The following is a 22,545-nucleotide window of genomic DNA, read 5'->3' on the forward strand; positions in this document are numbered from 1 at the left end:
CCGTAACCTCGGCGCGTGCCCGACCTGGAACCGGTGACCGACGCCGCGCTGAGCGTGCACGAGCGGCTAGCGCTGCTGGACGAAGCCGCCGCCCGGCACGTCGACGAACAGCGGCCACCCAACACGCTCAAGGCCTACGCGCAGGACTGGCAGGTCTGGCAGGACTACACCGCCGAAGCCGGGATCCCGCCGCTGTCGGCGACGATCGGCGCGCTGACCGGGTTCGTCGTGTGGCTGGAACGTGGCCGCACGCTGCGCCCGGATGAGCGGGCCGTGCCCGAAGTGCCCGAACGGGCCGCCCCGGCGGCGCCGTCGACGATCGAGCGGCGGCTCACCGGCGCGCTCGCCGGGCTGCGCCACCACAAGGTCCTCGTCGACCCCGAAGCCAGCCGCGCCGCCTGGCGGGCGCTGAAGGGCTACCGGCAGCGGCTGGCGCGGGAAGGGATCCAGCGCGGCCGCGGCAAAGCCACCATGGTCACCCTCGCCGACCTGCGGGCGATGTCGCGCGCGTGTCCCGACACCCTCGCCGGCACGCGCGACCGGGCGATGCTGCTGATCGGCTTCCCGATCGCCGCCCGCTGCTCCGACCTGGCGAACCTGCTGGTCACCGACGTGCAGCCGGTCGACGACCGGGGCCTGGCGGTGACCGTCCGGCACGGCAAGAGCACCGGCGACATGGTCGTCCCACGACGCGAGAGCGCCGACACCGACCCGGTGCGGGCGTGGCACGCCTGGCGGTCGGGCGCGGGCCTCACCGAGGGACCGGCGTTCCGCCGCGTGGATCGGCACGGCAACGTCGGCAAGCCCGCGTTGAGCACCACCGGCGTCAACCAGATCCTCACCCGGGCGGGCGTCCGCGCGGGCCTGCCGTACCCGGTGACCGGGCACTCCCTGCGCTCCGGGTTCGCCACCGAGGCGCGCCGGGCCGGGGCCGACGACCTCGCGATCGCCGACCAGGGCCGCTGGGTACGCGGCAGCCGAGCGCTGTACGAGTACATCCGCCGCGTCGACCAGTGGAACGACAACGCGGCGGGCGCACTCGACCTCTGAATCAGGTACGCCGGCACCAGGCAGGGGCCTCAGCCACCACGACTGACGCGCCGAAGCGAGACGGAAGTCTCATCCCGAGGAGTAGCCGCTTCCATATTGCATATTGCGCTCCCGGATCTTGCGGCGTTGCCGGGCCTCTGCGGTCCAGGGTGCGTAGTCGCGAACGGCCGCCGGATGGTGGATCGGGACGATCTCCTCCCACACCGGCCGGTGCTCGGCGGCGAGAGCGCCCATGCGCTGGTGGCAGCGTCGCAGCGCGTCCACCCCGCCTCCTTTGTCAAGCTCGGTACCGAGCCGGGTCGCGATGCTCCGCAGTGCCGCCAGCATGGCTCGTTGGACGGCGGTCCACCTGAGCAGGTCGTCGGGGGTGCCGTCGGCGAAGGTGCCGTACCGTCCGTCGGGGGTGGGCTCTGGGTGCGTCCCGGCGTGGCGGTCCAGGAACTCGTGGTCCATCAACTCGTCCTCGAAGAGCCACAGGTCGAAGTACAGGTTCGGCGTACCCGGCGGCACGAGCCCGCGCACCCGATAGGCTTCAAGATCGATCTCGAAGCGGTACGGCCACACCCGCCAGGACCGCGAACCTCCCCAGTAACCCACCAGAACTCCCCGCACCGACGGATGGTCGTCCGACCGCACACCCACCACGGTGACATCCCCTGCCGCCGAAGGCCACCCTCCATGCCGTGTATCCGGCGCAGGGTGTGGCGGACGAACGCGAAAACCACGGCGGCCCGAGTCAGGTGCCGGCACGGAAGAGCACCTTCGGTTCGAGATCGAGACGGGTCTGCGTTGCTCGGGTTCGGCATCGAGTCCCGGCGTAGTCGGGTGGTACTCCAATCACGGCGCCGCCCGGGTGGCGCCGACGACTTCGCCGTCCCAGCGGGCGAGCCAGCTGCCGCAGACGCAACGCACGTAATCGAGCCGGCGGGTGACGGGCTGCGCCGCGTCCGCCGGGAGTTCGGCGAGCGGCCAGCCGCAGCGTGGGCAACGGTTCCGGTCCATGCCACGATCGTGCTGTAATGGCTCAGTGCACTTCAACCCTTACGGCGGCCCGGCCGCGCTGGTGGCCGCCGATCTGGTCAACGCCGGTTCCGCGAGCGAGCTCCTCGACGGGATGGTTCGCAACGGCATGGCCATCAAGGCACTGACCGACGGCGAAGCGACCCGGATCGCCGCCTGGGCCGTCCGGCTGCGGCCGGTGTTCGCCGCCGACCCCGCCGCCCGCCCGCAGCTGGTCAACGAGCTGCTCGCCGAAGCGGCATGCCGCCCGTACATCACCACCCACGACGGCAAGCCGCCCCACCTGCACTACTCGGCCGAGGACGCGGGGCCGGTCGGCCGGGTCCGCGCGTACACCGCGGGCGGCCTGGCCCACCTTGTGTGCGAGGCACCGGACCGCCTGGGCATCTGCAGCCGCGAAGGCTGCGAAACGGCGTACGTCGACACCTCGCGCAACGGCCGCCGCCGGTTCTGCTCGACGCGGTGTGCCACCCGCGTCCACGTGGCCGAGCACCGGGCCCGGCAGGTCAGCGCCTAGGTCAGCACGGCGACCGGAGTTCCGTCGGCCAGTACCGTGGTGTCGATCGAGCCGATCCTCCCGCCGGCCGTGGACGAGCGTGGATTCTGCGCCGGGCGGAAACCCTCGCCCCGCCGGCTCTGCCTACACTGGACACATGAGCAAGCGCTTAGTAGCCCTGGGGGACTCGTTCACCGAAGGCGTTGGGGACGACGATCCCGCCGCCCCCAACGGCGTGCGCGGCTGGGCCGATCGGGTCGCCGAGCAGCTCGCCGACGGCGAGCTGGGCTTCCGGTACGCCAACCTCGCCATCCGCGGGAAGCTGCTGCCGCAGATCCTGGGCGAGCAGCTCGAGCCCGCGCTGGCCATGGAGCCCGACCTCGTCACCCTCTACGCCGGCGGCAACGACCTCATGCGACCCAAGGTCGACATCGACGCGCTGATGGCCGACTACGATGCCGCCGTCGCGAAGATCCGGGCGACCGGCGCGCGCCTGGTGCTGTTCACCGGGGTCGACGGCGTCGAAGACGCGCTGTTCCGCAGGATGCGCGGGCGGGTCGCCATCTACAACGAGTTCGTCCGCGCCATCGCCGCCCGGCACGACGCCCTGCTCGTGGACATGTGGGCCATGCGGCAGCTGCGGGACCGGCGGCTGTGGGCACCCGACCGCCTGCACCTCAACGCCTACGGCCACACCGAGGTCGCCATCGCCGTGCTGGCCGCCCTCGGTGTCGAGCACCCGCTGGCCGCCACCGAACTCGGCCCGCGCGAGGTGCTCAGCCCGGCCGCGCGCCGCAGCCAGAACCTGAAGTGGGCCCAGGAGCACGCGCTGCCGTGGGTGCGACGGCGGCTGCGGGGCGAGTCCTCCGGCGACACGCTCACCGCGAAGCGCCCGGCGCTGGCGCCGGTGGACTCAGCGCCGGTCCCCCGCTGACGGGCGGAGGCCGTCGAAGAGGATCGCCACGGCCCGGTCGCGCAGACCCGCGTCCGGGCCGGCGTACTCCGCGGCCCGCGCCACGCCGATGATCACCGGGATCAGCTCCCCGACGACGAGGTCGGCGCGGACCGCGCCCGCCGCCTGCGCGCGGGAGAGCAGCACGCCGAGGGCCGTCAGCAGCCGCGCGCCGATGTCGGACTTCGCCACCGGCACCGTGACCCCGGCCGCCGTCAGCGCCTCGAAGTAGGCGTTCTTCGCACTCGACATCTCGACCCAGCTGGTCAGGAACGCGAAGAACGCGCCGCCCGGATCGGCGGACTCCGCGGCGACGGCCGTCTCGGCCTCGTCGACGAACCGGCTCAGCCGGGCGAAGAGCACCGCTTCGAGCAGTGCTTCCTTGGTCGGGAAGTGCCGGAACAGCGTGCCGATGCCGACGCCGGCCACGCGGGCGACCTCCTCGGTGGGCGCCCCGGTGCCCTTGGTGGCGAACATGTTCTCGGCCGCCTCCAGCACCCGCGCCCGGTTGCGCCGGGCGTCGGCGCGCAGCGGTTTCGACTCGGCGGGCTCAGCGGGCGTCACCAGCCGATCGTACTGTGCCGATGCGTTCCCAATCCGGCCACAGCCAGGGCCGAATGGCTTCGTAGCAACGGTTACGTGCCGCGCGGGGGGCGGCCTGCTTTTGGCCGGCTGGGGAACGGGGCCGGGTCGGGCAACGTGTCCAGCAACCGGGCCAGCGCCCGCGGCACGTGGGACCGCCAGCCACCGCCCATGATCCGGCGGGAGACGCGCTGGAACTCGTCGTCCGGGTCGAACCCTTCGTGGCTGAGGAACAACCGGGTGCCGGTGCCCTCCGGCACCAGCCGCCACGTCACCGTCCACTGCGGACCCCAGCGGATGCCGAGCGCTCCGGCTCGACTTCCAGGACCTCGCACGCCACCGGTCCGCCGGCGAACCCGGCTGCGGGCACCAGCTCGGCCGGCAGCCGGAACCGGTGCCCCACCACGGGTTTGATGTCGTTGGGCATGGTGATCCAGCGTTCGAGGAGGTCCGGCTCGGTCAGCGCGCGCCACACGCCGGTAGGTAGGAGATTTCCTACGCGTCAAGGGGGTGGCCGAACCACCGTTCGAGGGCGGCGCGCAGGGCCTTGCGGTCGGTGCCGTCCGGTTCGGCGGAACTCGTCGCCCAGGCGACGTAGCCGTCGGGCCGGACCAGCAGTGCGGTCGCGTCGCCCGGCGCGTGGCCGGGGACGAGGTCGACCCGGTCGGTCCAGCCGCGCAGCTCGTCGCCGAGCGAGCCGGTGAAGTCCAGCAGCAGCGGCCGGGCCGTCGCGGTCAGCTCGGCGAGCCGGGTGCCGTCGTCGAGCACGAGGTCCGGGGCCCACCGGCCGTCGAGCGGGTGATCGGTGCCCGGCTCGTACCGGACGTCGGCCCCGGACATCAGGTCGGTGATGTGCTGCACGGTGCCCGGCAGCCGGAGCAGTTCGCCGAACAGCTCGCGCAGCGCGGTGACGTCGCGGCCCGGGCTGATCAGCGCGGACTGGGCCTGGGTGTGCATGACGACGCGCTCGGCGACCGAACGGCGCTCGCTCTCGTAGGTGTCGAGCAGGCCCGCCGGGGCCCAGCCGCGCACGGTGGCGGCGAGTTTCCAGCCGAGACCGGCGGCGTCCTGCAGGCCGAGGTTCAGCCCGGGCCCGCCGATCGCGGAGTGGACGTGCGCGGCGTCGCCGACCAGCAGGACGCGGCCTTCGCGGAACCTGTCGGCCAGCCGCGTGTTGCGGCCGCGCAGCCGCCGCAGCAGGTGCGGCCCGTCGCCCCCGGGCGCACCGAGGGGCAGGTCGAACCCGAGGACGCGGCGGACGCTCGCGCGCTGGTCGTCGAGGGTCATCGGCGGTTCGTCGGCGGGCTCTTCGTCGTCGGCCCATTCCGTGGTGCTGATCAGCGGGCCGGCCGGGAACGGCGCGTAGACGAACAGCCCGGCTTCGGTGCGGTAGTGGAAGAACGGCGGGATGACGCCGTGGCCCGGCACCCGCAGGCCGCCCGATTCCGGGTCGGCGAACTCCGCGGGCACGGTGGCGTTCGCGGTGCAGGACAGGGTGCGGTCCTCGGTGGCGCCGGGGAAGCCGATGCCGGCGAGCTTGCGGGTGACGCTGCGCCCGCCGTCCGCGCCGACGAGGTACCGGGCGTCGAGCCGGTACGCACCACCGGGACCGGTGACGTCGAGCGAGACCGCGTCGGCGTCCTGCGTGAGGCCGGTGAGTTCGTGGCCGCGCCGGATTTCGACGCCGAGTTCGGCGGCACGTTCGTTGAGCATCGCCTCGACGCGCCGCTGCGGGACGCCGAGGACGTTCAGCGAGTTGCGCTCGGCGAGCGTGAGATCGAGCAGCATCGCGCCGAAGACGAACGTCGGCGCGGGCGGGCCGAGCGGGCCGGCGAGCCGCTCGTGCAGACCGCGGCGGTCGAGGAGGCGGACGACCTGGCCGACGAGTCCGTTGGCACGGTTCTCGCCGGTGGGTTCGGGCAGCCGCTCCAGCACCAGCGGACGGACGCCGGTGAGGGCGAGTTCGCAGGCGAGCATGAGGCCGTTGGGGCCGGCTCCGGCGATGACGACGTCTTCCATGGTGGGACTCCCTGTTTTCGGGCATGGCGAAGCCGCCCGGCTTGCGGGCGCACCTCGGAGGGGGTGTTAGCGGGGTTCGGGCAGGCCGGCGGCGAGCCGGCCGAAGACGTCCCGCAGGACGGCTTCGAGCGGCTGCGGCGGTTCGGCGACGAGCAACTGCTGGGTGACGACGTTGAGCGCGGCGCCGACGACACCGGCGACGAGCCGCGGGTAGACGTCCCGGGTGGCGTCGGTGCCGGTGCGTTCGGCGACGGCGAGCGCGAACTCGGCTTCGGCGGCCGCACCGGCCTTCTGGAACTCGCCCTGCAGGGCGGGCTCGGCGACCATCAGCCGCAGCCCTTCGATCCAGCTCGGGTCGGCCGGCTGTCCGCTGGACACCGGTTCGCCGAGGGCGAACCCGGCGAGCGCGGCGCGGGAGATGGCGTCCCAGAGGGGTTCGCCTGCCGGGCGTTCGCGCAGCGCGGCGGCGATGGCGCGGGCCCGGTCGTGGTGGCGGGCGACGATGGCTTCGCCCTTGCTGCCGAAGTAGTTGCTGAAGGTCCGGGTGGACACCCCGGCTTCGGCGGCGATGTCTTCGATCCGGACGTTGTCGAAGCCGCGTTCGACGGTCAGCCGGATCGCCGCCCAGCTCAGCGCGATGCGCGTTTCCCGCTTCTTGCGCTCGCGAAGGCCGGCGCGGTCGGTGTCCATGGATTCACCGTACCGAAAGCTGCCAAATCTGCAAAGTTGCTCATTCTGCAAGTTTCGTCGCGGGTCTTCTGGTGCTTTGTCACCGACTGGACGAGAACCACGTCATCGATCGCCGAAATCCTCGCCGGGCGTCACACTGTTGTGTGACTTCAGTCACCGGAGGTGTTGCGAGATGGTTCTGGGCGACGGCGGCGTCACTCGACAGGTGGCGCCGGAGAGCAGGTCACAACGAGTGCAGGTGCGGCGGGCGGCGCTGGCGAGCGCCGTCGGCACGACCATCGAGTGGTACGACTTCTTCCTCTACAACACCGCGGCGGCCCTGGTCTTCCCGCACCTGTTCTTCCCCGCTTCGAGCGCCTACGCCGGCGCCATGCAGTCGTTCGCCACCTATGCGGTCGGGTTCGCCGCACGGCCGGTCGGGGCCGCCATCTTCGGGCACTGGGGCGACCGGATCGGGCGGAAGGCGACGCTGATCGTCACGCTGCTGCTGATGGGCATCTCCTCCGGCGTGGTCGGGATCCTGCCCGGGACGGCGGCGATCGGGTTCGCCGCGCCGCTGATCCTGGTGCTGCTGCGGCTGGTGCAGGGCATCGCCATCGGCGGTGAGTGGAGCGGCTCGGTCCTGCTCGCCATGGAGTGGGGTGACCAGCGCAAACGCGGGCTGCTCGGCAGCTTCGCGCAGATCGGCGTCCCGGTCGGGCTGGTGCTGGGCACCGGCGGGATGACGCTGCTGTCGGCGACGCTGTCCCCCAGCGCCTTCGACTCCTGGGGCTGGCGGATCCCGTTCCTGCTCAGCCTGGCGCTCGTCGCGGTCGGCCTGGTGATCCGGCTGAAGATCCTCGAGACGCCGATGTTCGCGAAACTCGTCGAGAACGGGCAGACGGCCCGCACGCCGGTGCTCGACGCGATCCGGCACCACTGGCGGGAGATCCTGCTTTCGGCCGGCGTCCGGTTCAGCGAGCAGATGCCGTTCTACCTGTTCACCAGCTACGTGCTCATCTACGTCGTGTCGCGGCCGGAGTTCGGCAAGACCTTCGTGCTCAACGCGGTCCTCGTCGGGGCGGCGTGCGAGCTGGCGCTGATCCCGCTGTTCTCGGCGATGTCGGACACCTTCGGCCGCAAACGGGTCTACCTGTGCGGGGCGGTGCTGACCGGGGTGATCGCCTTCCCGTACTACACGATCCTGGCGCACGGCAGTCACACGCTCGTGTTCGTCGCGGTCGTGGTGTCCTTCTTCCCGCACGCCCTGCAGTACGGCCCGCAGGCGGCGTTGATCGGCGAGAGCTTCCCGACGCACCTGCGGTACGGCGGCGCGGGGCTGGGCTACCAGCTGGCATCGGTGTTCGCGGGCGGACCGGCGCCGCTGCTGGCGACGTGGCTGCTGCACACCACCGGGACGCCGTACTCGATCTCCGGGTACATCATCCTGTCCGCGGTGGTCACCGTCCTGTGCGTGACCTTCCTGAAGGACCGCTCGAAGGCCGACATCGACGACATCACCGTCTACCAGCGCACCTGAAGCGCCCACCAAGCGCCCCAATGTGGCCTTGGGTGCGTCCAACGCACCGAAGGCCACATTGGGTGCGTTGAACGCAACCAATGTGGCCTTGGGGCGCTTGGGGTCAGCGGCGCGGGCCGCCCTGGGGGCCACCGAACGGGGGCTGCTGGGGGAACGGGCCGGTGCCCGGGTTCTGCTGGGGGCCGCCGAACTGGCCCGGCGGCGGTGCCTGCGGCGGCTGGCCCTGGTACTGGCCGCCCGGGGGCGGACCGGACGGCGGCGGGCCCGCCGGGGCCTGCGGCTGCGGCAACGCCGGCTGGCCACCCTTGGGCGTCGACGGCTGCTGCGGTGCGGGCACGGCCTCCGTGCCGCGGTCCTGGTCGGCCTCCGGCTCGGCCTGCTGCTGGGCCGGGCGCGGGATCGACGGCCGCGCGGGCGGCGTCGAGGGCGTCCCGATTGCCGGGACCTCCTTGCGCGCCACCGCTTCCGCGGCCGCGACGGCCTCGGCGACCTTCGGGTCGCTCTTGGTCTCGAACCAGCTGGCGACTTCTTCGTCTTCGAGGTCGGGCTTGGCCGGGACGTCGTCGTCCTTCGGCGGCTCGTAGCGGAACACGCCGTCGTCGCCGGGGGCGCCGAGGGCGCGGGCGAAGCCTTCGAGGGCCTTGCCGTAGTCGCTGGGGATCATCCAGACCTTGTTGGCGTCGCCCTGCGCCATCTGCGGCAGCGTCTGGAGGTACTGGTAGGCCAGCACCTCCGGGGTCGGGCGGCCGGCCTTGATCGCGGCGAACACCTTCTCGATCGCCTTCGCCTGGCCCTGCGCCTGCAGGTAGCGCGCGGCCCGCTCACCCTGCGCCCGCAGGATCCGGGACTGCCGCTCGGCCTCCGCGGCGAGGATGGTCGCCTGCCGGGCACCTTCCGCGGAGAGGATCTGGCTCTGCTTCTGGCCTTCCGCGGTCTTGATCGCGGACTCCCGCTGGCCTTCGGCGGTGAGGATCATGGCGCGCTTCTCGCGGTCGGCGCGCATCTGCTTCTCCATCGAGTCCTGGATGGAGGGCGGCGGGTCGATCGCCTTCAGCTCGACGCGGCTCACGCGGATGCCCCACCGGCCGGTCGCTTCGTCCAGTACACCGCGCAGCTGCGTGTTGATGGAGTCGCGGGAGGTCAGGGTCTGCTCGAGGCTCATGCCGCCGACCACGTTGCGCAGCGTGGTGGTGGCCAGCTGCTCGACACCGACGATGTAGTTGGAGATCTCGTACACGGCGGCCCGCGAGTCGGTGACCTGGAAGTACACGACGGTGTCGATCGACACCGTCAGGTTGTCCTCGGTGATCACCGGCTGCGGCGGGAACGAGACGACCTGCTCGCGCAGGTCGATCCGGGCGCGCACCTTGTCCAGGAACGGCAGGAGGATGTTGAGGCCGGGCGAGGCGACCGTGCGGAACCGGCCGAGCCGCTCGATCACGGCCGACTGTGCTTGCGGCACCACCATGACCGCCTTGGCGATCGTGATGATCACGAGCAAGGCCAAGGCTATGACCAGGCCGATCACAAATCCGGTCAAGAGAATTTCCCCTTACCTAGTACCATTCTTGCGCGGTTGACGGCGTTCCGGGTGCCGCGGGCGGGCTCACCTCGAGCTTGAGTTCCTTCGCGGTGATGCCCCAGCGGGCGGTGGTGTCGTGCAGGACTGTCCACACTGTACGGTGCAGGTCCCCGGGCGCGGCGACGGCGCGCTCGGCGGTGGTCAGGCCGGCTTCCTGCCGCAGCGCGGTGCGGGTCAGCTGTTCGATCGCGAGCGCCGGCGCGGCGATTTCGTAGGTGGCCAGGCGCGGATCCGTGACCGCGAAGACGACCTCGAAGCCGATGAGGACCTCCTGCCCGTCCCCGGTCCCGGCCGGGCGGGGCGGCGCGGAAAGGATCTGCTCGCCGAGGTGGAAGCGGGCGCGGACCCGGTCGGCGAACGGGAGCACGAAGTGGCGGCCGGGGCCGAGCACGGTGCGGAACCGCCCGCCGCGTTCGAGCACCGCGGCGTGGCCGTCGCCGACGACGACGAGTCCCAGGCTCACGGCTCGGCCGACACGACGGCGGTGGCACCGGAGATCTCGACGACCGTGACCGGGGTGCCGGGGGCGATCGGCGGCAGGTGCTCCCCCAGGCTGCGGGCCGACCAGACGTCGCCGGCCAGCTTCACCTGGCCCGCCTCGGCATCCACTGTGGACAGGACGACGGCGCGGGCGCCGATCAGCGCGTCGATGCCGGTGTGGTGGGTCGGCCCGGCGAGGAAGCGCCGCTTGAGCGCGGGGCGGACCAGCAGGAGCATGCCGACGGAGGCGACGGCGAACACGGCGACGTCGATGAGCAGGTTCCCGGTGAGGACTTCGGCGCCGGCGCCGAACAGGGCGGCCACCCCCAGCATGATCAGCACGAAGTCGCCGGAGACGACTTCGGCGATTATCAGGGCGATGCCGACGATCAACCAGACCAGTGCCCAAGCCATGGCTTCATGCTCTCAGATCGCGCCGGTTCGCACCGGCGCCGTGACGGGAAGTAACCTTCGCGTGACCTTGGACAAACCGGACATTCAGCCTTCTTCCGCCGGTTCGGTGACGAAGTCGATGAGCCGTTCCACCGCCCCGATGAGCGGGGTCTCGAGGTCGCGGAAGCTGCGCACCCCGCTCAGCACACGCTGCCAGCCTTCGAAAGGTTGCCCCCAGCCGAGCGCGTCGCAGATCCCCTGCTTCCACTCGGTCCCGCGCGGGACCTTCGGCCAGGCCGCGATCCCGACGGCTTCAGGTCGCACGGCCTCCCACACGTCGATGTAGGGATGGCCGGTGACCAGCACGTTCTCGTCGTGGACGGCCTCGACCAGCCGGGATTCCTTGCTGCCGGGCACCAGGTGGTCGACCAGCACGCCCAATCGACGCGCGGGGCCGGTGCCGAATTCGGCGATCCGGTCGGCGAGCACGTCCACGCCGTCGAGCGGCTCGACGACGACGCCTTCGACGCGCAGGTCGTGGCCCCAGACGCGTTCGACGAGCTCGGCGTCGTGCTTGCCTTCGACCCAGATGCGCGAGTCACGGGCGACGCGGGCCTTCAAGCCTGCGACGCGCACCGAACCGGACGCCGAGATCTGCCGGGCCGGCGCCTTCGCCGGGGCCCGGTGCGGCACGAGCGTGACCGGTTTCCCTTCGAGGAGGAACCCGGCGGGCACGAGCGGGAAGACGCGGTGGCGGCCCTTGGCGTCTTCGAGCACGACGTTGCCATACTCGATCTTCACCACCGCGCCGCAGTAGCCGCTGGCTGGATCCTCGACCACCAAGCCCGGCTCGGCGGGGACCTCCAGCACCTTCTTGCGGCGGCGGCCGGCGAGCACGTCGTCATAGGAATGGGAGCGCACGACCAGGCAACCTAGTGGCCGCGGACGCCCGGACGGGGCATGCCACGCCGGTCAGCTGGCCAGTTCCAGGACCGCGTCGGTGAACGGCGTCCGCGCACCGCGGCGCAGGGACGGCAGGGCGATCAGCGGGGCCATGGCGACGCACCAGGCGCGGACGCGCTCGGCGTCGAAGTCCGCGACGTGCGGGGCGAGCGCGGCGATGCCGTCGTCGATCGTGCCGCCGGCCACCATCGGGACGTAGACGAAGTCGACGGCGTCGAGGGACGGATCACCGAGGCCGGGGCGCGGGTCGATGGCCACCGCGCCGCGGCCGGGGCCGGCGTCGAGGACGTTGGCGGGGTGCAGGTCGCCGTGGAGGAGCGTGACCGGCCCGCTGGTGGCCAGCGCCAACGCGCGCTCACGTCCGTTGGCCAGGACGTCGGCGCTCAGGTGCTCGGCGGCCGGGGATTCGCGGCGGCGGCGTTCGGAGAGGTCGAAGATGAACTCGATGCCGTCGGCCAGCCGCCGGAACTCCCCACGCGGTTCGGCGGAGTGCAGCTGGTCGAGCAGCTCGCCGAGCTCGGCCCACGGGACCGCACGGCCGGTCAGCTCGGTCCCCGGGACCAGGCCTTCGAGCAGGATGGCGTTGGCGTCGAGGTCGGCGTCGAGCACCTGGACGACGCGGGAGCACCCGGCCCAGGCGCTCAGCCCGGTGAACTCGAGCCGGGCGACTTCGGGGTCCGGGGTCAGCTTGAGGACCCGCAGGTCACCGCCGGGGCCGGTGCACAGCAGGGTGCGGCCGGTGTTGCCGGGCCGGGCTTCGCGGACCTCGAGCTGCCACTTCGCGGTCAGGCGGGTGACCAGGCCCGGGAGCGCGTCGCACCACGGTCCGGCCAGCTCGGCGCCGAAGCGGTCGGCGAGCCGGGCGCGCGCGGCGTCGTCGATCAGAAGAGGGGCCACGGGACGGCGCGCCAGTCGTCACCGGGTTCGGGGAAGATGCCTTCGGCGAGCAGGACGTCGGTGCGGTCGGCCAGTGCCCGGATCTCGATCCCGGTGATGTGTTCGGCGAGGGTCGTGCCGAGGCCGCCGTCGATCTCCGAGCGCAGCTTGCGCAGCTTCTCGACGGTGTCCGGCGGCAGCGGCTCGCCGATCCAGCCCCACAGCACGGTCCGCAGCTTCGGGTCGGTGTGCAGGCAGATGCCGTGGTCGACGCCGTAGACGCGGCCGTCGACGCCGGCCAGCAGGTGCCCGCCCTTGCGGTCGGTGTTGTTGACGACGATGTCGAGCACGGCGAGGTCCCGCAGGCCCGGGTGGTCGGCGTGGGCCAGCACCGCGGGGTCGCCGAGCCGGTCCTGTGCGTGCAGGACGGCGCGCCAGCCGTCGGGGACCTCGTCCGGGGGGAGCACGTCGACGAGTTCGTCCTCGGTGGTTTCCACCCACAGCTGGACCATGCCCGGGCCGAACGGGCCGTCGCGCAGCACGGTCGGCGGGATCGCGCCGACGCCGGCGGCGTCGGCGATGATCGCGGTGGCGACCTCGCGCCCGGCCAGGGTGCCGTCGGGGAAGTCCCACAGCGGCCGCTCCCCCGACACCGGCTTGTAGACGACCCGGCCGGTGACGCCGTCGAGTTCGATGGCGCAGAAGAGCGTGACGTTGGAGGCGTCGACCAGCCGGCCTTCGACGTCGATGCGGCCGTGGGTGACGAGTTCGCGGGAGGCGGGGTCGGCCGGGTCCGGGGCCATGGTCAGTCTTCGCCCGCGTCGGTTTCGCGCCGGTAGCCGTTCTGCCGGGGGCAGATGTGCCCGGCGGGGTCGAGCGGCTCGGCGCACAGCGGGCACGGCTTGCGGCCGGCGTTGACGACGCGGTCGGCCCGCTCGGCGAACGCGCGCGCGGCGGCCGGGCTGAGGAAGACGCGGACGGCGTCCGGGCCTTCCTCGGTGTCGTCGAGCACGACCGTTTCGTCGACCTCGCCCTCGGTGATGGCGAGCAGCTCGATGACGACCGCGCTGCTGTCGGCGTCCCAGCCGAGGCCCATGGTGCCGACGCGGAACTCCTCCTCGACCGGGACGGTGAGGGGGTCCAGGTCGACGAGGTCCTCGGGGGCGTCGTCGGGCACGTCGGCGCCGAACCGGCTGGCGACCTCCTCCAGCAGTGAGCTCAGGCGCTCCGCGAGGACGACGACCTGCTGTTTTTCGATGGCGACGCTGATGGTGCGCACGTCCTCCGACGCCTGGAGGTAGAACGTGCGATCGCCGGGCTCGCCGACGGTGCCGGTGACGAACCGATCCGGCTGGCGGAAGACGTGGATTACGCGAGACATAGCACTGACGACCCTAGGCCACCGGCGCATGATCGGCATCCGCCGCCCCACCGTTCGCGGGCCGCTAGCCTCGGGGGGTGTCTCGGATCTCCCCGTACGGAACCTGGTCCTCGCCCATCACCGCCGCCGAGGTGGCCGCCGCCGGCGGCGGCCCGCAGTGGCTCGACGTCGTGGGGGACGAGGTGTGGTGGGCCGAGGCGCGACCCGGTGAGCAGGGCCGGGTCGCGCTGGTCCGGGCGGTGCCGGGGGGTAGCGAGGACGTGCTGCCCGCCCCGTGGAACGTCCGCAACCGGCTGCACGAGTACGGCGGACGGCCGTGGGCCGTGGCCGGGGGTGTCGTGGTGTTCACGCACTGGGCGGATCAGCGCGTGTACGCGCAGAGCGAAACCGGCGTGGTGCCGCTCACTCCCGCGCCCGCGGAGCCGCAGAGCGTCCGCTACGGCGATCTGCGGGCCGGGTGCCCGGGTGAGGTGTGGGCGGTCCGGGAGCGCAGCACCGGCCCGCGTCCCACCGACGTCGAGCGGGACCTGGTGGCGATCGCCGTGGACGGCGGCGGCGAGCGGGTGCTGGCCGCGAGCCACCGGTTCCTGACGGTGCCGAAGCTGTCGCCGGACGGGCGGCACGCGGCCTGGTTCGGCTGGGACCACCCGCTGATGCCGTGGGACGGCACCGAGCTGTGCGTGGCTTCCGTCGGCGAGGACGGTTCGTTCGGCCCGCACCGCGTGCCGGCCGGCGGCACGGACGTCGCGGTGTGCCAGGTCGAGTGGGAGACGCCGTCGTCGCTGCTGGTGCTCATGGATCCCGGCGGCTGGTGGAACCTGCACCGCGTCGGCCTGGACGGGTCGGTGGTGAACCTGGCGCCGGTGGAGCAGGAGCTCGGCGGGCCGCTGTGGAAGGCGGGCTCGCGGTGGTTCGCGTCGCTGGGTGGTGGGCGGCACGCGGTGCTGTCGTCGGGCCGGCTGGCGGTGCTCGACGAGGCGGACGGCTCGGTGACGTCGGTGACCGGCGAGCTGACGGCCTGGTCTTCGACGGGGTTCGCGGTGTCCGGTGACGAGATCGCCGGGGTCGCGGGCGGCCCGGCCCGGGAGTCCGCCGTCGTGCGCGTTTCCCTCGACGGCGCGGTGACGGACCTGACGCCGCAGCCGGAGCTGCCCTCGGCGTTCCTGCCGGTGCCGCAGGAACGGGTGTTCAGCACGGCGGACGGCGAGACCGTGCCGGTGGTCCTGTACCTGCCGCGGAACCCGGACTTCGCGGCACCCGACGGCGAGCGGCCACCCCTGCTGGTCGACGTCCACGGCGGCCCGACCGGGCAGCACTTCGCCGAGCTGAACCTGGAGATCGCGTACTTCACCAGCCGCGGCATCGCCGTGGCGGCGGTGAACTACGGCGGGTCGACGGGGTTCGGGCGGGCCTACCGGGAGCGGCTGCGGGAGCAGTGGGGCGTGGTGGACGTCGCCGACTGCGTCGCGGTGGCCGAGGCGCTGGTGGCGGCCGGGCTGGCCGACGGCGACCGGCTGGGGATCCGGGGTGGCAGCGCGGGCGGGTTCACCGCGGCCGCGTCGCTGACGACGACGAAGACCTACCGGGCGGGCACGGTGATGTACCCGGTGCTGGACCTGGCCGGGTGGACCGGGACCGAGGGCGACACGCACGACTTCGAGTCGCGCTACCTGGACGGGCTCGTCGGGCCGCTGCCGGAAACGCGGCAGCGGTACGTCGAACGTTCGCCGCTGGCCAACGTCGGCGGGCTGGCCGGGCCGGTGCTGTTCCAGCAGGGCTTGGAGGACCGGATCTGCCCGCCGGAGCAGGCCGACCGGTTCGTGGCCCGGCTGGCCGGGCGCGGGATCCCGTACGCCTACCAGCGGTTCGCCGGCGAACAGCACGGGTTCCGGCAGGCGGCGACGATCGTGGCGGCCTTGGAGGCGGAACTGTCGTTCTACGGTCAGGTGTTCGAGTTCGAGACGCCGGGCGTGGCGCGGCTGGAGCTGTCGCGGTGAGGCCGCCGCGGCTGCGGGCCGGCGACACGCTGGCGTTGGTGGCGCCGGCCGGGCCGGTGCCGGCCGACCTGCTGGAGAAGGCGCTGCCGGTGCTGCGGAGCTGGGGCGTGGAGGTGCGGGTCGGGCCGTGCGTGCGGGCGGAGCCGGGGGTGCCGCCGTACCTCTCCGGTGCCGACGCCGTGCGCGCGGCGGAGTTCACCGAGGCGTGGCTGGACCCGCAGGTGCGGTGCGTGCTGGCCGCGCGGGGCGGGTACGGCGTGCAGCGGATGCTGGACCTGGTCGACTGGGCGGCGCTGCGGGCGGCGGGCCCGAAGGTGCTGGCCGGGTCGTCGGACATCACGGCGTTGCACCGGGCCGTCGACGTCCACCTCGGACTGTCCACTTTGTTCTCCCCGATGCCGGCGAGCGTGCTGTTCGACGACTTCGCGCACGAGCACCTGCGGCGTTCCCTGTTCGAACCGGACCTGAACCGGGTCGTCCGCGGCGGGGCGGCGCTGGTGCCGGGCCGGGCGTCGGGGGTGCTGACGGGCGGGAACCTGTCGATGCTGGCCGCGGGGATCGGCACGCCGGAACACGGCTCGGCGCGGGACGCGATCGTGCTGCTGGAGGACGTGACGGAGAGCGTGTACCGGCTGGACCGGCTGCTGACGCAGCTGTTGCGCAGTGGCTGGTTCGACGGCGTCCGCGGCATCGTGCTGGGTTCGTGGGCGGCCTGCGGGGCCCCGGCCGACGTGCGGGCGCTGATGGTGGACCGGCTGGTGCCGCTGGGGGTACCGCTGGTCGAGGAGTTCGGGTTCGGGCACGTGGCGTCGTCGCCGACGCTGCCGCTGGGGGTGCCGGTGACGCTGGACGCGGACCTGGGGACGCTGACGTTCGACGCTCCGGCGCTGACGTGACTCCCGAGGAGGCGCGGGACCGGTTCGCCGCGGCGCGGGTCGCGCGGCTGGCGACGGTCTCGGCCGCGGGGGTGCCGCACCTGGTGCCGGTGACGTTCGCGGTGCACGGCGACACGGTGGTGTTCGCGGTGGACCACAAGCCGAAGTCGACGACGGCGCTGCGGCGGCTGCGCAACATCGAGTCGAACCCCGCGGTGTGCTTCCTGGCGGACGAGTACGCCGAGGACTGGGCGCGGCTGTGGTGGGCACGGGCGGACGGGATCGCGCGGGTGGAGCCGCCGGGTGCCGGGCCGGTGTCGTGGCTGGTGGCGAAGTACGAGCAGTACGCCGAGCGTCCGCCGGAGCACGCCGTGGTGGTCACGGAGGTCCACACCTGGCGAGGCTGGGCAGGGTCGTAAATCGGTGGCCGCGGCGCACCGCCGGGCGGCGTGGCTCTAGTCGCGGAGGAACTTCTCCGGGCGCCGCCAGGCGTCGATGATGCCCAGTGGGTCCGGGCGCAGCAGCGAGGCCGCCGCGTACAGGCTGGCCAGCACCACCCCGGCGATGAACCACCAGTCGTACAGGGCCTGCTCGCCCGTGGGGTAGTACACCAGTGTCACGAACACCGAGACCGCCACCACGAGCGCCAGGTGGCGTGGCTGCCACTTGAACGCCGACAGGAGCACGAAACCCCAGGTCAGGTACCACGGCAGGGTCGGCGGCATGAGGATCGCCACGGCCAGGAGCGAGATGCCCGCCCGGTACACCGCCTCCGTGCCGCCGCCGCGGGCGAGCCACCACTGGCGGATGCCGAAGGCGATCAGCAGGAGCATGCCGGCCGCGCGGGCGACCGTCACGAACGGCGAGACCTGGACGTCCACGATCAGGTGGACCAGGTTGTAGAACACCTCGCCGATGCCGGTGGGGATGTTGAGCCAGTTCGCGATGAGCTGCGGGGCCTTGAGGCCGGACCACCAGCCGAGGTTGAGCGAACCGAGCGAGATCCACGTGCCCGCGACGAACACCGGCAGGAACAGGCCGACCGAGGCGGCGCCGGCGCGCAGGAAGTTGCGGACCTTCGACTCGCCGGTGAGGTGGTTGGCCCAGATCCAGACGAGGAACGGCAGCGCGATCGCTGCGGTGGGCTTGATCAGCATGCCGATCGTCACCAGGACGACCGCGAGCACGTGCTTGCGCTCCAGGGCGGCGAGGACGCCGATGGTGAGGAACGCGAGCATCATCAGGTCGTTGTGCGGGCCGCCGAAGAGGTGGATCACCATCATCGGGCTGGCCACCGCGAGCCACAGGGCGACCGGGAGCTTGCCGCCGAGGTGCTTGACCAGCCGCGGCAGCGCCCACAGCGTCCCGGCCAGGCCGGCCAGCAACACGACGCGCATCAGGATGACGCCGAGGATCATGTTGTCGCCGGTGGTGGCGACCACGCCCTTGGAGATCAGCAGGAACAACGGCCCGTACGGGGCCGGGGTGGTCTGCCAGAGCGGGTGGACGTTCTGCACGACGTTCGGCAGCACGTCGAGCTCGGCGGGGCCGTTGGCGTACGGGTCGAGCCCGTAGAGCAACTGGGCGCCCTGGCCGAGGTAGGAGAAGACGTCGCGGGTGAACAGCGGCGGCGAGATCAGCAGCGGCGCCATCCAGCAGCCCGCGGCGACCAGGACGGGGCGGCTGCCGACGCGGCCGGCGAGCACGTAGCGGCCGAGCCGGACCCACGCCCAGACGACCATGCCGAAGCCGGTGTAGAGGACGGCGTTGGCGAGCATGCGGCCGTGGCCGTAGCGCACCCAGGACAGCGGGCCGTGGCCGAGCACGGGGTCCTTGATGAGGATGCCGCCGGCGCCGAGCGCGGCGACCATCAGCAGGGTGCTGCCGACGGTGCCCATCGCGATCGTGCGGTACGGGAATCGCGAGGGCACGCGGAGCCGCTCGGCCAGGCCGGTCGAGGGCGTCTGTGCGGGGTCGGTGGTGGTCGCCATTTCCGTTCGGAGATTACACAACGCGCTCGTGTGGGGTTTCCGCAGTATCAGGTTAGGTGCTTTCGGGGGGCTCCGGGTGGCGGAGCCCCCGGCCCCGGGGCGAAGCCCCGGAGTCAGCTGCGACGCGGTGCTGGGCGGTGCCGCCGGGCAGGGCGGCCAGCAGGGACTTCGTGTACTCGTGGTGCGGGTCGAGCAGGACCTGTTCGACGGTCCCGGTTTCGACGAGCTCACCGCGGTACATCACGGCGACGCGGTCGGCGATGTTCCAGGCCAGGCCGAGGTCGTGGGTGATCACGAGGGCGGCGAGGCCGAGTTCGCGGCGCAGCCGCAGCAGCAGGCCGAGGATTTCGCCGCGGACGGAGGCGTCGAGCGAGGCGACCGGCTCGTCGGCCACCACCATCGACGGTTCGAGCGCCAGTGCTCCGGCGATGACGACGCGCTGGCGCTGGCCGCCGGAGAGCTGGTGCGGGAGCCGGTCGGCGTACTTCTCCGCGGGCCGCAGTTCGGCGGCTTCCAGCGCCCGGTGGACGACGGCCCGCTCGTCGGCGAGCCGGTGGATCCGCGGCCCTTCGGCGACGGCCTCGTACACGGTGTGAGCCGGGTTGAGCGCACTCGTCGGGTCCTGCAGGACGAGCTGGACCTGACGGCGGTAGGCCTTGAGGCCCGATCCCCCGGCCGGCACCGGTTTCCCGGCGTAGCGGACCACGCCCGAGTCGGGTTTCTGCAGGCCGAGCAGCGTGCGGGCGAGCGTGGTCTTGCCGGAGCCGGACTGGCCGACCAGTGCGACGATCTCGTCGCGGGACACGGTGAGGTCGACGCCGGCGACGGCGTCGATGCGCTTGCCGGTGCGGTCGCGGAAGGACACGCGCAGGTTCTCGGCGGCCAGCAGCGGCTCACCGGCGGGAACGCGGTCCCCGGGCTCGGGTGGGAGGGGGTTGCTGGTGGCCGGGGCGAAGCGGGAGACCGGGTCGCCGACAGTGGGGAACGCCGCGGCCAGCGCGCGGGTGTGTGCGTGCTTCGGCGAGCCCATCACCTCGGCGCTGGGGCCTTCTTCGACGATCTGCCCGTCGTACATCACGGCGATGCGTTCGCAGGTGGCGGCGAGCACGGACAGGTCGTGGCTGATCATGATCAGCCCGATGTGCTGTTCGGCGACCAGCTTGGCGAGCAGGGCGAGGACCTGGGCCTGGACGATGACGTCGAGGGCGGTGGTCGGTTCGTCGGCGATGATCAGGCGGGGCGAGCAGGCCAGTGCCATGGCGATCATGACGCGTTGCTTCTGCCCGCCGGACAGCTCGTGGGGGTAGGCGCCGGCCCGGCTCGGGGGCAGGTCGACCTGGGTGAGCAGTTCGGCGACGCGGGCGTCGACGGCGGCGTCGGTGAGGGCTTTGCCCTCGGGTGGGTGCAGCCGCAGCGGTTCGGCGATCTGCTCGCCGATCTTGCGGACGGGGTTGAGCGCGTGCATGGCGCCCTGGAACACCACCGACGCCCCGGCCCAGCGGACCGCGCGCAGCCGTCCCCACTTCATGGTGGTGACGTTTTCGCCGTCGAGGAGGATTTCGCCGGTGATCTTCGCGGTGCGCGGCAGCAGCCGCAGCACGCTCATGGCGACGGTGGACTTGCCCGAGCCGGATTCGCCGGCGACGCCGAGGGTGCCGCCGGGGTCGAGGGTGAGGCCGACGCCGCGGACGGCGGGGACGTCCTTGTCCCCCACCCGGTAGGTGACGTTGAGGTCGTGGAGCTGCAGCAGCGGGGTGGTCACTTCTTCAACCTCGGGTTGAACACGGTCTCCAGGCCCCGGCCGACCAGGGTGAAGAAGAGGACGACGAGGACGATGGCGATGCCCGGTGGGAGCACGTTCCACCAGGCGCCGCGGCTGATGGCGCCGTTGTTGAGCGCGTTTTCCAGCACCAGGCCCCAGGTGATGGAGTTGGGGTCGCCGACGCCGAGGAAGGACAGGGTCGCGTCGGCGATGACGGCGTTGCCGACGACCAGGGTGGTGTTGGCCAGCACCAGGGGCATCACGCCGGGCAGGACGTGTTTGCCGATGATGTGCAGGTGGCCGCCGCCGAGGGCGTGGGCGCGCTCGATGTAGGGGCGGCTTTCGATGGTCAGGGTCTGGGCCCGGACGAGCCGGGCGGTGCTGGGCCACGCGGTGAAGCCGATGGCGAGGATGATCGTGCCGACGCCCTTGGGCAGCACCGCCGAGAGCGCGATCGCGAGGATCAGCGAGGGCAGGACCAGGAAGAAGTCGGTGAACCGCAGCAGGGTCGCCGACACCCAGCCGCCGAAGTGGGCGGCGGTGATGCCGATCAGGGTGCCGATGACGACCGACAGCAGTGCGGCGGAGAACCCGACGAGCAGGGAGATCCGGGTCCCCCAGACGGTCATCAGCAGCACCGAGCGGCCGAAGTTGTCGGTGCCGAGCCAGAAGTCGGCGTTCGGCGGGGACAGCGGTGCCCCGGTGGCCTTGGTGACGTCGAGGCCGCTCTCGTCGCTGATCAGCGGCAGGAGCAGGGCGACGAGCACGGTGGCGCCGAGCAGGACGAGCCCGGCGAGGGCCGCCCGCTGGCCGGCGAATTCGCGCCAGGTGCCGGCCAGTGACGCGCGGCGGCGGCTCCAGGCGATCTGCCGTGGTGTCTCGGCGGTGGTCATGAGGTACGCACCCTGGGGTCGAGCACGCGGTAGAGCAGTTCCGCGAGCAGGTTCATCAGCACCACCGCGCTCGCCAGCACGGTGAACACGCCCTGCAGCACCGGCAGGTCGGGGCCGTGCAGGGCGTCGTAGGTCAGCTGGCCGAGGCCGGGCCAGCTGAACACGGCCTCGACGGTGACCGCGCCGGCCAGCACCGAGCCGAACTGCATGAACACCAGCGTGGTGGTGGGCAGCAGGGCGTTGGGGACGGCGTGGCGGCGGCGGACGAGGTCGTCGCGCAGGCCCTTGGCGCGGGCGGTGGTGAGGTAGTCGGCGTTCATCTCCCCCAGCAGCGACGACCGCATGATCAGCATGTACTGGGCGTAGAACACCGCCAGCAGCGTCACGCACGGCAGCACCAGGTGGTGCAGGACGTCGAGGGTCTGGGAGAAGACGTCGGGGGCGGCGTCCGGGGAGTGCATCCCGCGGCTGGGGAACAGGCCGTTGGTCGCCACGAGCAGCATCAGGCCGAGCCAGAACTGCGGGACCGACCAGAGGGTCAGCGCGAGCCCGGTCTGGCTGCGGTCGAAGAAGCTGTCGCGGCGCCAGGCGGCGCGGATGCCCAGCCACAGCCCGAGCAGGACGGCGAGCAGGGTGGCGCTGCCGACGAGCAGGATGGTCGGCCAGAGCCGTTCGCCGATCATGTCGGCGACCGGGCGGCCGTTGTTGAGCAGCCGGGACTCGCCGAGGTCGCCGTGCAGCAGGTCCCAGAAGTAGTTGCCGAACTGGACGAAGACGGGCTTGTCGACGCCCATCTTCTCGCGCAGCTCGGCGATCATCTGGGGGCTGGTGGGGTGGTCGCGGGTCATCGCGGCGACCGGGTCGCCCGGCAGCATCCGGAAGAGGAAGAAGAACAGCACGATCACCAGGACGATGCTGATCAGCGATTCGGCGATCTTCTTGAGCACGAACCGGGCCGTGCCGGTACCGCCGCGGTGCTCGTCGGGGTCGACGAGCACCGCGGCCTGGTCGGGGGTGGTCATCT

Annotated in this window: 25 protein-coding genes; 7 read left to right on the plus strand and 18 right to left on the minus strand. The window is 72.3% G+C overall.

From position 1 onward, the window contains the following. Positions 1-15 precede the first annotated feature (15 nt). Positions 16-1,050, plus strand: a complete 1,035-nt coding sequence (locus tag ACLJQE_RS34220; protein ID WP_410643675.1) for a site-specific integrase — start codon at positions 16-18, stop codon at positions 1,048-1,050. A gap of 69 nt (positions 1,051-1,119) precedes the next feature. On the opposite strand, the gene ACLJQE_RS34225 is transcribed toward ACLJQE_RS34220, so the two are convergent. Both ACLJQE_RS34225 and ACLJQE_RS34230 read right to left on the minus strand, forming a co-directional pair. Then, positions 1,120-1,686, minus strand: a complete 567-nt coding sequence (locus ACLJQE_RS34225) for a hypothetical protein (RefSeq protein WP_410643676.1) — start codon at positions 1,684-1,686, stop codon at positions 1,120-1,122. A gap of 201 nt (positions 1,687-1,887) precedes the next feature. Further along, positions 1,888-2,052, minus strand: a complete 165-nt coding sequence (locus ACLJQE_RS34230) for a hypothetical protein (protein WP_410643677.1) — start codon at positions 2,050-2,052, stop codon at positions 1,888-1,890. 25 nt (positions 2,053-2,077) lie between these two features. On the opposite strand from ACLJQE_RS34230, the gene ACLJQE_RS34235 reads away from it, so the two are divergent. Together ACLJQE_RS34235 and ACLJQE_RS34240 are read left to right on the plus strand one after the other, a co-directional pair. Beyond that, positions 2,078-2,587 (plus strand): CGNR zinc finger domain-containing protein, encoded by a 510-nt coding sequence (locus tag ACLJQE_RS34235; RefSeq protein WP_410643678.1) that lies wholly within the window; start codon positions 2,078-2,080, stop codon positions 2,585-2,587. 136 nt (positions 2,588-2,723) lie between these two features. After that, complete coding sequence (locus ACLJQE_RS34240) at positions 2,724-3,500, plus strand: SGNH/GDSL hydrolase family protein (RefSeq protein WP_410643679.1); 777 nt, start codon at positions 2,724-2,726, stop codon at positions 3,498-3,500. Here ACLJQE_RS34240 and ACLJQE_RS34245 read toward each other — a convergent pair. The 5 genes from ACLJQE_RS34245 to ACLJQE_RS34265 form a co-directional block, all read right to left on the minus strand. Then, positions 3,480-4,082, minus strand: a complete 603-nt coding sequence (locus ACLJQE_RS34245) for a TetR/AcrR family transcriptional regulator (protein ID WP_410643680.1) — start codon at positions 4,080-4,082, stop codon at positions 3,480-3,482. The genes ACLJQE_RS34240 and ACLJQE_RS34245 overlap by 21 nt on opposite strands. Positions 4,083-4,153: 71 nt before the next feature. Beyond that, positions 4,154-4,375 (minus strand): hypothetical protein, encoded by a 222-nt coding sequence (locus ACLJQE_RS34250; protein WP_410643681.1) that lies wholly within the window; start codon positions 4,373-4,375, stop codon positions 4,154-4,156. Then, positions 4,372-4,575, minus strand: a complete 204-nt coding sequence (locus ACLJQE_RS34255; RefSeq protein ID WP_410643682.1) for an SRPBCC domain-containing protein — start codon at positions 4,573-4,575, stop codon at positions 4,372-4,374. Before ACLJQE_RS34255 ends, ACLJQE_RS34250 begins: the two co-directional genes overlap by 4 nt. A 20-nt stretch (positions 4,576-4,595) precedes the next feature. Then, entirely contained in the window at positions 4,596-6,119 is a 1,524-nt protein-coding gene (locus ACLJQE_RS34260) for an FAD-dependent monooxygenase (RefSeq protein ID WP_410643683.1), read from the minus strand. Between the two features lie 66 nt (positions 6,120-6,185). Beyond that, positions 6,186-6,809: a TetR family transcriptional regulator gene (locus ACLJQE_RS34265; RefSeq protein ID WP_410643684.1), complete on the minus strand. Its 624-nt coding sequence runs from the start codon at positions 6,807-6,809 to the stop codon at positions 6,186-6,188. A gap of 172 nt (positions 6,810-6,981) precedes the next feature. Here ACLJQE_RS34265 and ACLJQE_RS34270 point away from each other — a divergent pair, with 172 nt between their 5' ends. Next, the gene (locus ACLJQE_RS34270; RefSeq protein ID WP_410643685.1) at positions 6,982-8,328 is read left to right on the plus strand and encodes an MFS transporter; all 1,347 of its coding nucleotides are present in this window, start codon (positions 6,982-6,984) and stop codon (positions 8,326-8,328) included. Positions 8,329-8,431: 103 nt separating this feature from the next. Here the strand turns inward: ACLJQE_RS34270 and ACLJQE_RS34275 are convergent, their stop codons facing one another. From ACLJQE_RS34275 to ACLJQE_RS34305, 7 genes are all read right to left on the minus strand, one after another. Further along, a complete protein-coding gene (locus ACLJQE_RS34275; protein WP_410643748.1) occupies positions 8,432-9,796 on the minus strand; it encodes an SPFH domain-containing protein in 1,365 nt (454 codons plus the stop codon). Positions 9,797-9,884: 88 nt separating this feature from the next. Continuing rightward, positions 9,885-10,373, minus strand: a complete 489-nt coding sequence (locus ACLJQE_RS34280; RefSeq protein ID WP_410643686.1) for an SPFH domain-containing protein — start codon at positions 10,371-10,373, stop codon at positions 9,885-9,887. Next, complete coding sequence (locus tag ACLJQE_RS34285) at positions 10,370-10,804, minus strand: NfeD family protein (protein ID WP_410643687.1); 435 nt, start codon at positions 10,802-10,804, stop codon at positions 10,370-10,372. Before ACLJQE_RS34285 ends, ACLJQE_RS34280 begins: the two co-directional genes overlap by 4 nt. A gap of 84 nt (positions 10,805-10,888) precedes the next feature. Continuing rightward, positions 10,889-11,704, minus strand: a complete 816-nt coding sequence (locus ACLJQE_RS34290) for a DUF3097 domain-containing protein (RefSeq protein ID WP_410643688.1) — start codon at positions 11,702-11,704, stop codon at positions 10,889-10,891. Positions 11,705-11,755: 51 nt separating this feature from the next. Then, the gene (locus tag ACLJQE_RS34295; RefSeq protein ID WP_410643689.1) at positions 11,756-12,643 is read right to left on the minus strand and encodes an aminoglycoside phosphotransferase family protein; all 888 of its coding nucleotides are present in this window, start codon (positions 12,641-12,643) and stop codon (positions 11,756-11,758) included. Further along, a complete protein-coding gene (locus ACLJQE_RS34300; protein ID WP_410643690.1) occupies positions 12,628-13,425 on the minus strand; it encodes an SCO1664 family protein in 798 nt (265 codons plus the stop codon). The genes ACLJQE_RS34295 and ACLJQE_RS34300 overlap by 16 nt, the downstream gene beginning before the upstream one ends. A gap of 2 nt (positions 13,426-13,427) precedes the next feature. Then, a complete protein-coding gene (locus tag ACLJQE_RS34305) occupies positions 13,428-14,003 on the minus strand; it encodes a DUF3090 domain-containing protein (RefSeq protein WP_410643691.1) in 576 nt (191 codons plus the stop codon). Between the two features lie 77 nt (positions 14,004-14,080). On the opposite strand from ACLJQE_RS34305, the gene ACLJQE_RS34310 reads away from it, so the two are divergent. The 3 genes from ACLJQE_RS34310 to ACLJQE_RS34320 are packed head-to-tail and all read left to right on the plus strand — an operon-like array spanning position 14,081 to position 17,294. Then, positions 14,081-16,000 carry an alpha/beta hydrolase family protein gene (locus ACLJQE_RS34310; RefSeq protein WP_410643692.1) on the plus strand — a complete coding sequence of 640 codons (1,920 nt, stop codon included), beginning with the start codon at positions 14,081-14,083 and terminating at the stop codon, positions 15,998-16,000. Then, positions 15,997-16,896 (plus strand): LD-carboxypeptidase, encoded by a 900-nt coding sequence (locus tag ACLJQE_RS34315; protein ID WP_410643693.1) that lies wholly within the window; start codon positions 15,997-15,999, stop codon positions 16,894-16,896. Before ACLJQE_RS34310 ends, ACLJQE_RS34315 begins: the two co-directional genes overlap by 4 nt. Next, on the plus strand, positions 16,893-17,294 hold the full coding sequence (locus tag ACLJQE_RS34320) for a TIGR03668 family PPOX class F420-dependent oxidoreductase (protein ID WP_410643694.1): 402 nt from the start codon (positions 16,893-16,895) through the stop codon (positions 17,292-17,294). The genes ACLJQE_RS34315 and ACLJQE_RS34320 overlap by 4 nt, the downstream gene beginning before the upstream one ends. A 36-nt stretch (positions 17,295-17,330) precedes the next feature. Here ACLJQE_RS34320 and mptB read toward each other — a convergent pair whose 3' ends face one another. Genes mptB through ACLJQE_RS34340 form a run of 4 tightly spaced genes read right to left on the minus strand, consistent with a single transcriptional unit; the run spans position 17,331 to position 22,543 of the window. Continuing rightward, positions 17,331-18,866: a polyprenol phosphomannose-dependent alpha 1,6 mannosyltransferase MptB gene (mptB, locus tag ACLJQE_RS34325; protein WP_410643695.1), complete on the minus strand. Its 1,536-nt coding sequence runs from the start codon at positions 18,864-18,866 to the stop codon at positions 17,331-17,333. 52 nt (positions 18,867-18,918) lie between these two features. After that, positions 18,919-20,628, minus strand: a complete 1,710-nt coding sequence (gene nikE / locus ACLJQE_RS34330) for a nickel ABC transporter ATP-binding protein NikE (protein ID WP_410643696.1) — start codon at positions 20,626-20,628, stop codon at positions 18,919-18,921. Beyond that, the gene (locus tag ACLJQE_RS34335) at positions 20,625-21,521 is read right to left on the minus strand and encodes an ABC transporter permease (protein ID WP_410643697.1); all 897 of its coding nucleotides are present in this window, start codon (positions 21,519-21,521) and stop codon (positions 20,625-20,627) included. The genes nikE and ACLJQE_RS34335 overlap by 4 nt, the downstream gene beginning before the upstream one ends. Continuing rightward, positions 21,518-22,543, minus strand: coding sequence for an ABC transporter permease (locus ACLJQE_RS34340; protein WP_410643698.1), 1,026 nt, complete (start codon positions 22,541-22,543; stop codon positions 21,518-21,520). Before ACLJQE_RS34340 ends, ACLJQE_RS34335 begins: the two co-directional genes overlap by 4 nt. Between the last annotated feature and the right edge of the window lie 2 nt (positions 22,544-22,545).

Origin of the sequence: Amycolatopsis sp. lyj-346, from assembly GCF_046548975.1 — a bacterium.
Lineage (GTDB): Bacteria > Actinomycetota > Actinomycetes > Mycobacteriales > Pseudonocardiaceae > Amycolatopsis.